This window comes from Leptolyngbya sp. FACHB-8 (genome assembly GCF_014695575.1).
Taxonomy (GTDB): Bacteria; Cyanobacteriota; Cyanobacteriia; order Elainellales; family Elainellaceae; genus Vacuolonema.
Map to the genome: position 1 here is coordinate 48,340 of NZ_JACJOO010000070.1, position 6,289 is coordinate 54,628.

The window sequence follows — 6,289 nt, forward strand, 5'->3', positions numbered from 1 at the left end:
GGAGTGTAGATTTTATGACTCATCACGATTGCCTGCGCGTTGGGCAAGCGGCTCCCGAATTTACCGCTGAAGCCGTTGTGGATCAAGAATTCAAGACTATTAAGCTGTCGGACTACCGTGGCAAGTATGTGGTGCTGTTCTTCTACCCGCTAGACTTCACCTTTGTGTGCCCCACAGAGATTACTGCCTTTAGCGATCGCTACGAAGAGTTTAAGGCTATCAACACCGAAGTTCTGGGTGTTTCTGTGGATAGTGTTTTCTCTCACCTGGCTTGGATTCAGACCGACCGCAAGAGTGGTGGCGTGGGTGACTTGGCCTATCCTCTAGTAGCTGACATCAAGAAAGAAGTTAGCTCTGCCTATAACGTTCTCGATCCCGAAGCTGGTATTGCCCTGCGTGGTCTGTTCATCATCGACAAAGATGGTGTGATTCAGCATGCCACCATTAACAACCTGGCCTTCGGTCGTAGCGTTGATGAAACTCTGCGGGTACTGCAAGCTATCCAGTATGTACAGTCTCACCCCGATGAGGTGTGCCCCGCTGGTTGGCAGCCCGGTGATAAGACTATGAACCCTGACCCTGTGAAGTCTAAAGAGTTCTTCGCGGCTGTGTAAATGGTATATTCAGGTTTTTTTGCAAACTAAAGAGGGTGCAAAAAATCTTGGAATTATAGCTCTGTAACAGATTTCCAACGTACTTAAGGGGAGCTTCAGCTCCCTTTTTTTTGACGTTATAGCGCTGTGCACATTGATTAAGTACAGTGGTGTGGAGCCCGAAGTGCGCCACACCACTGTACTTAATCAATGTGCACAGCGCTATCGTTTGGCTTAAAGGTGTTTCCGATTGCCGTGCAACATCAGCACCCGGAAGCCGTTCCGTGGGCAAGTTCACCCAACGGTAGGAAGAATGTGATAGGAGCGATCGCTATCCTCTTGCTCTTATCTAGTCCTCGTTGCCGGAGCTGCTTATGATTCCTTCTCTGACTCAGTTTGGTGAGCAGATGTCTTGCTTGACAGGCGTTCGTGCCATCATGAAAGACATTCGAGAGACCTTGGGTGAAGCAGCGGGGCAGGAATTTATTAACTTGAGCGCTGGCAATCCGGTGATTCTACCGGAGGTAGACCAACTGTGGCGGGATTGTACTCAAGAGCTTCTGGCCAGTACCGAGTTTAGCGAGGTGGTGTGCCGTTATGGTTCCAGTCGGGGTTATGAACCGCTGATGGAGGCGGTTCTGGCCGATTACAACCAGCGTTATGGGTTGAACCTGACGGAGCGCAATATTTTGGTGACACCGGGGAGCCAATCGCTTTACTTTCTCGTAGCGAACGCTTTAGGTGGCTATACCAAGACGGGTGTGTTGAAAAAGATCCTGCTGCCCCTCTGCCCGGATTACACAGGCTATGGTGGCGTAACGCTAATTCCCGAATCCCTGTCGGCTTGTAAGCCACAATTGAACATTGATGCCGCTGCTCATCGCTTTAAGTATCGGCCTGATCTCGATCATTTAACGATTGGTGAGCAAACGGGATTTGTGCTGTTTTCGCGGCCCTGTAACCCGACGGGAAATGTGGTGTCGGATGAGGATGTGAAGGCGATCGCCCACCTCGCTGCTGCTCATAACGTGCCCGTATTCGTAGATTCGGCCTACGCACCCCCCTTTCCCAGCCTCAACTTTACTGAGATGACTCCCATTTTTGGCCCCAACATCGTGCACTGCCTCAGCCTTTCTAAGGTAGGGTTGCCCGGTGAGCGGGTGGGCATTGCGCTGGGAGATGCGGCTGTGATTCAGGTATTAGAGGGTTTTTTGACAAATCTTTGTCTGCATTCTTCACGCTATGGGCAGGCGATCGCGGCTCGTGCTATTCGCTCGGGCCGCTTAGCTGAGATTTCTGAGCGGGTCATCCGTCCCCACTATCAGAACAAATTTCATTTACTTGAGAATGCTCTGGATGCAGCTATGCCAGAATCGTTGCCCTGGTTCTTGCACCGTGGCGAGGGGGCTATCTTTGCCTGGTTGTGGTTGAAGGATTTGCCTATCAGCGACTGGGATTTTTACCAGGAATTGAAGCAGGCGGGTGTGATAGTGGTTCCCGGCAGTGCCTTCTTCCCTGGCTTACAGGAACCCTGGCAGCATACTCGGGAGTGTTTCCGTATCAGCTTAACAGCGAGTGATAACGAGTTGACGACTGCAATGGAACGCCTTGCAGAGGTGGTCGAAAGGGTCTATCAGCAGTCAGTGCAGGGTTAAGTTAGTTTTTCGCATCAATAGCTCAATCCTGTTCATAACGGAATTTTTTTGGTTTATTGTTGAGGTGGTTTTTGGTGTGCGTGGAGGAAACTTATGATCCAACGGTACGCGATCGCCTGTATAACTCTCGTTGCGGTAGCTTTACCGCAGGTGGCTCTGGCTATTCCACTGCAAGCGGGCACCTATAGTAACCGCAACCGCATTATTGACATTCGGTCGCAGGGCGATCGCCTCTGTTTTCAAAGCTTCTCTAACAACCGTTTGGTGACGGCATCCATATCGCGCGATCGCAGCAATAATGACTTTTATAAAGTTAACGAAACCGAGGAGCGGCTCTATCAGGAGGAACTGGGCAGAATTTTGGCCGGACCACTGCACCAGCTTCAGCCATACGCCCTCAGCAACGACTATTCTGGTAATGTGAACCCCCTCATGCGGGAATGTCTGGATGACAATGGCCGATACTACGAAGAAGTCCAAACCGTTGGTTAAACAACTTCCGGTACCTCCGGAGGGCTGGCTGGAAATTGGCACCATTGTCGGTGCCCATGGTCTACGAGGGGAGGTGCGCGTTTATCCCACCTCAGATTTTCCAGAACGATTTTTGGAAGCAGGACAGCGTTGGCTTCAGCGCCCCGGTAGCGATACACCAACCCCCATTCAACTGGAGGAGGGCTGGCTGCAACCGGGTAAGGGTAATTTTGTCGTCAAACTCGAAGGCATCAATGATCGCGATGATGCTGAAGCCCTACGGGATTGTCTGCTGTTGGTTCCTGAGAGCGATCGCCCGTCCCTGGAAGAGGGCGAATTCCATGTGGCTGATCTCATTGGCCTGCGGGTAATTGACCAATCAACCCAAGCTCAAGTTGGGGTTGTGACCAACGTCCTCCCGGCTGGTAATGACCTGCTTCAGGTAAAGCTAGACACGCCTCGGGACAAAACAACGGATGTGCTGATTCCCTTTGTAGAGGCGATCGTGCCTGTAGTGGCGATCGATCGTGGCATTGTGGAAATTACGCCCCCTGCCGGATTAATTGACTAACGCTTCTCACTCAAAATGAGGTATAAAAATAGCCCATGAAACTTACGTTCCATGGGCTATTTTTATACCTCATTTGTTAATGCCAAATTTGGGTTCCGGCATTCTCGTATAGTTTGTGATACCAATTTAAAAACCAAACTAGGCAGATGTTTGTAAGGAAATGGCTCGTCGAGCCATTTCCTTACAAACACCTGCACTGGGTTCCGTTCAAATGGGTATGAAACAGGTTTTGAAAGGTGAAATAAGTACAGCCCATTGCTACTTTTCAAAAATAATCTGTCCCAGCTTAATTATCTAACTTCAGTTCGGGATAAGCTGAAGTGCTTATTTTGGCGTGTGCTTTGCGCACGCCAAAATAAGCGTTTTCGAGTGCCGCGCAACACGCGGCACTCGAAAACGCCCTTAACCCGAACTCAGGTTATCTAAGGCTGTATATGTCTCACATTCTCATCGGTGTAATGGGGCCAGGAGATGCTGCTACAGCAGAACAGTACCAGGATGCCTATAACTTAGGCTTCCAGGTTGCCCAGGCAGAATGGGTGGTGTTGACGGGAGGGCGTAATGTAGGGGTGATGGATGCAGCCTGCCGGGGCGCAAAGGCTGCGCAGGGTCTGACGATTGGAATCCTGCCGGATAGCGAAGAGAGGCGAACTTCGCCGTACGTGGACATCCCTATCTACACAGGGATGGGCCATGCCCGCAATGTCATCAATATATTGTCCAGCCGGGTAGTAGTGGCCTGTGGCATGGGAGCCGGTACTGCTTCAGAAGTGGCGATCGCCCTCAAAACCGGAAAGCCTATCATCCTCCTGAAGCCAGACGCCGAGAGTGAGGCGTTCTTTTATAGTCTAGGTACCGAGCACCTGTATTCTGTGCACCAACCAGAGGAAGCGATCGGACGCATTCGGGAGATTCTAGAAATTGCCTGATCTTGGTGTTGCACTGGTCATCTTTGTAATTTAAGGCTCAATTTCTGCAGATTCAGGTAATCCTTAAAAGAAACCTGATATTTATTCAAAAAATGCCCTTGAGAAGACATTTTTTCGCATTACTAATTGCATAGAAAAATGTGATATTTCTTCCGTTTAAGGGGCCTGTGCAATAATAGAACTAAATCCTGTGTTTCCTGATTTGAGGGGCCAACGGTCTTATAAAAGCCCAATTAAAAAGTGAGGTCCCAGGCATGCTGATAGGTCTAAAGGCCGCGATCCAATCACTAGACAAAAATTGGCATTAAAGAGGAACAGTTATGGTTTTTCCCCTCCACCATTTAAACCCTCAAGCATTAACCGTAAATCCTATTGCAAAGTTATCCATCACCCTGTTGGCCTTAGTCAGTTTGGGTCTGGTTCCAGAAAGGGCGACTGCAAATCCTGTTCCTGTAGCATCTGATGCTGCGGGAGCGATCGCCCAAGCCACCCCTGATATTGACACCTCCGTTACTCGGGAATACGAGCCTGCCATCATTTATGTCCCCGATCCGGCAACCCAAGAGCTGGTACCTCAGTCAGTGTTGGTTACCTCTGACACCCCCGCAGTAATGGCAGTTGGGCAAATTGTCGAAGCTTACGAGGGGCAGGATGTAGGCATCACAGGCTACGAAGTCAGCGTGAATCCCCAAGCACGGGAAGCTGAAGTGAACTTTGAACTGGAACCTAACCAAAGCAGCGAAGTTTTCCAAAGCCTCAGCAGTGCGAATCAATACAGCCTGTTTGAAGCAATCCGAGAAACCTTGCTGACCCAGCCAATGTATGGGGTGGATGAAGTTATTTTCCAGGCAAACGACTCGGCCTTTGATATCTAGTAGGTTGCGGCCTAAGTTCGCAACCTATGTTTTTGTGTAGGGTGCGAAGCACCCTACACAAAAACATAGGTGATGGATTTCCCCTCAACCTACTAGGCTAATTGGACGTAGGTAAGTAAACCGTTGAACTTCACTCAACATCAGAGCTTGAGCAGGTGTAGGGCATGAGCCCCTCACGGTAGGGAACCGTGAAATGGGTTCTCACGGGGAAATATGAGAGAAACAGGAGTGTTTCTTAACGTCAGGCAATAAGACAATGAAGGATGAAGGTGGTCAGAACCATTTAATTCTATTAGATGAAATTCGGCTCCTACCTCGTAGTTAGTCTATAGTTGCTGAAGGGTATTGTGGCGATCCCTACAGAAGAGCGCTTCTTCGGCATTCTTGGGGTAGAAGTCACGCTCAAAAAGTTGGTGTGCTCTCTTGGGCTGTGTGGCCGTTACTTCTATGAGAGAGGTATGGTGAGAATAGAGATGGATGAGCTCAGAGGCTCGCTCATTTGAGTGTGCCAAGTTTGCTAGATTCGTACCGGAGGTGGTCGTTTTGGAACAGTCGTCTCAACCTGAAAAAAATCAATTTCTTTATCCGGCCGGTCACTACCGGGGTGAATTTTCGTTGGAGAACGTTACGTTCAACGCGAATCTGCAAGAGTTTGCCCAACGTGTTGGGTTTGTCTGCAATCTTGAAACGGGTGGCAAGCTAAGTCCCGAGCAAGCCTACGAAGAGATTCGTACTCTTTGGGATCGCCTACGGGAATCTAAGAAAAACTTGTTAGATCATCCTGAGTATCCCAAACCGGAGCTGCCGCCCGATACAGAGTGAGCCCTTCAATGAGGGATAATTCCCTGATCTAAGCAAAGTTGCCAGCTACTAGAAACCCGGTGTTTTCCAAAACACCGGGTTTTGTGTTTTTCCCAGCGTTTTAAGTCACTACTATGCTGGGCTGTATAAATAAAAGGTGTAGTGGAAGGGGCACGGCCTAAGGAGGTTTCTGCATAAGAATTTACCCAGAATGTTGGTGCTTTGCCCGCGAAGCGGGCAAAGCACCAACATTCTGGGGGTAATTTCATTACTGGAAATTTGGCGTTGCACAGTAGAGAATGATTTAAGTAAATACTGGAATCCGATGATGCTTGAGATAGTAAATGAGTAACTGGACTGAGAGGGTTAACATCTCGACCGACTTGGAGTAACA

General features: G+C 49.3%; 7 protein-coding genes. All 7 read left to right on the forward strand.

Annotation, left to right across the window (positions count from 1 at the left end; all coding sequences use genetic code 11):
- The first annotated feature begins 14 nt into the window (after positions 1-14).
- The 7 genes from H6F91_RS18970 to H6F91_RS19000 all read left to right on the forward strand — a co-directional run bounded on the left by H6F91_RS18970 (position 15) and on the right by H6F91_RS19000 (position 5,916).
- The gene (locus H6F91_RS18970; protein WP_190773667.1) at positions 15-614 is read left to right on the forward strand and encodes a peroxiredoxin; all 600 of its coding nucleotides are present in this window, start codon (positions 15-17) and stop codon (positions 612-614) included.
- A gap of 353 nt (positions 615-967) precedes the next feature.
- A complete protein-coding gene (locus H6F91_RS18975; protein ID WP_190789432.1) occupies positions 968-2,248 on the forward strand; it encodes a valine--pyruvate transaminase in 1,281 nt (426 codons plus the stop codon).
- Between the two features lie 93 nt (positions 2,249-2,341).
- Positions 2,342-2,740, forward strand: coding sequence for a hypothetical protein (locus H6F91_RS18980; RefSeq protein ID WP_190773669.1), 399 nt, complete (start codon positions 2,342-2,344; stop codon positions 2,738-2,740).
- Positions 2,703-3,290: a ribosome maturation factor RimM gene (rimM, locus tag H6F91_RS18985; RefSeq protein ID WP_190773670.1), complete on the forward strand. Its 588-nt coding sequence runs from the start codon at positions 2,703-2,705 to the stop codon at positions 3,288-3,290. The genes H6F91_RS18980 and rimM overlap by 38 nt, the downstream gene beginning before the upstream one ends.
- Before the next feature lie 434 nt (positions 3,291-3,724).
- Complete coding sequence (locus tag H6F91_RS18990; RefSeq protein WP_190773671.1) at positions 3,725-4,219, forward strand: TIGR00725 family protein; 495 nt, start codon at positions 3,725-3,727, stop codon at positions 4,217-4,219.
- A 320-nt stretch (positions 4,220-4,539) separates the two neighbouring features.
- Positions 4,540-5,094, forward strand: a complete 555-nt coding sequence (locus H6F91_RS18995; protein WP_190773672.1) for a hypothetical protein — start codon at positions 4,540-4,542, stop codon at positions 5,092-5,094.
- 543 nt (positions 5,095-5,637) lie between these two features.
- Positions 5,638-5,916 (forward strand): hypothetical protein, encoded by a 279-nt coding sequence (locus H6F91_RS19000; protein WP_190773673.1) that lies wholly within the window; start codon positions 5,638-5,640, stop codon positions 5,914-5,916.
- Positions 5,917-6,289 lie beyond the last annotated feature (373 nt).

Coding starts and splice junctions, on each gene's coding strand:
- rimM (WP_190773670.1), top strand. CDS start 2,703: ATGGCCGATACTACGAAGAAGTCCAAACCGTTGGTTAAACAACTTCCG.
- H6F91_RS18970 (WP_190773667.1), top strand. CDS start 15: ATGACTCATCACGATTGCCTGCGCGTTGGGCAAGCGGCTCCCGAATTT.
- H6F91_RS18980 (WP_190773669.1), top strand. CDS start 2,342: ATGATCCAACGGTACGCGATCGCCTGTATAACTCTCGTTGCGGTAGCT.
- H6F91_RS18995 (WP_190773672.1), top strand. CDS start 4,540: ATGGTTTTTCCCCTCCACCATTTAAACCCTCAAGCATTAACCGTAAAT.
- H6F91_RS18990 (WP_190773671.1), top strand. CDS start 3,725: ATGTCTCACATTCTCATCGGTGTAATGGGGCCAGGAGATGCTGCTACA.
- H6F91_RS18975 (WP_190789432.1), top strand. CDS start 968: ATGATTCCTTCTCTGACTCAGTTTGGTGAGCAGATGTCTTGCTTGACA.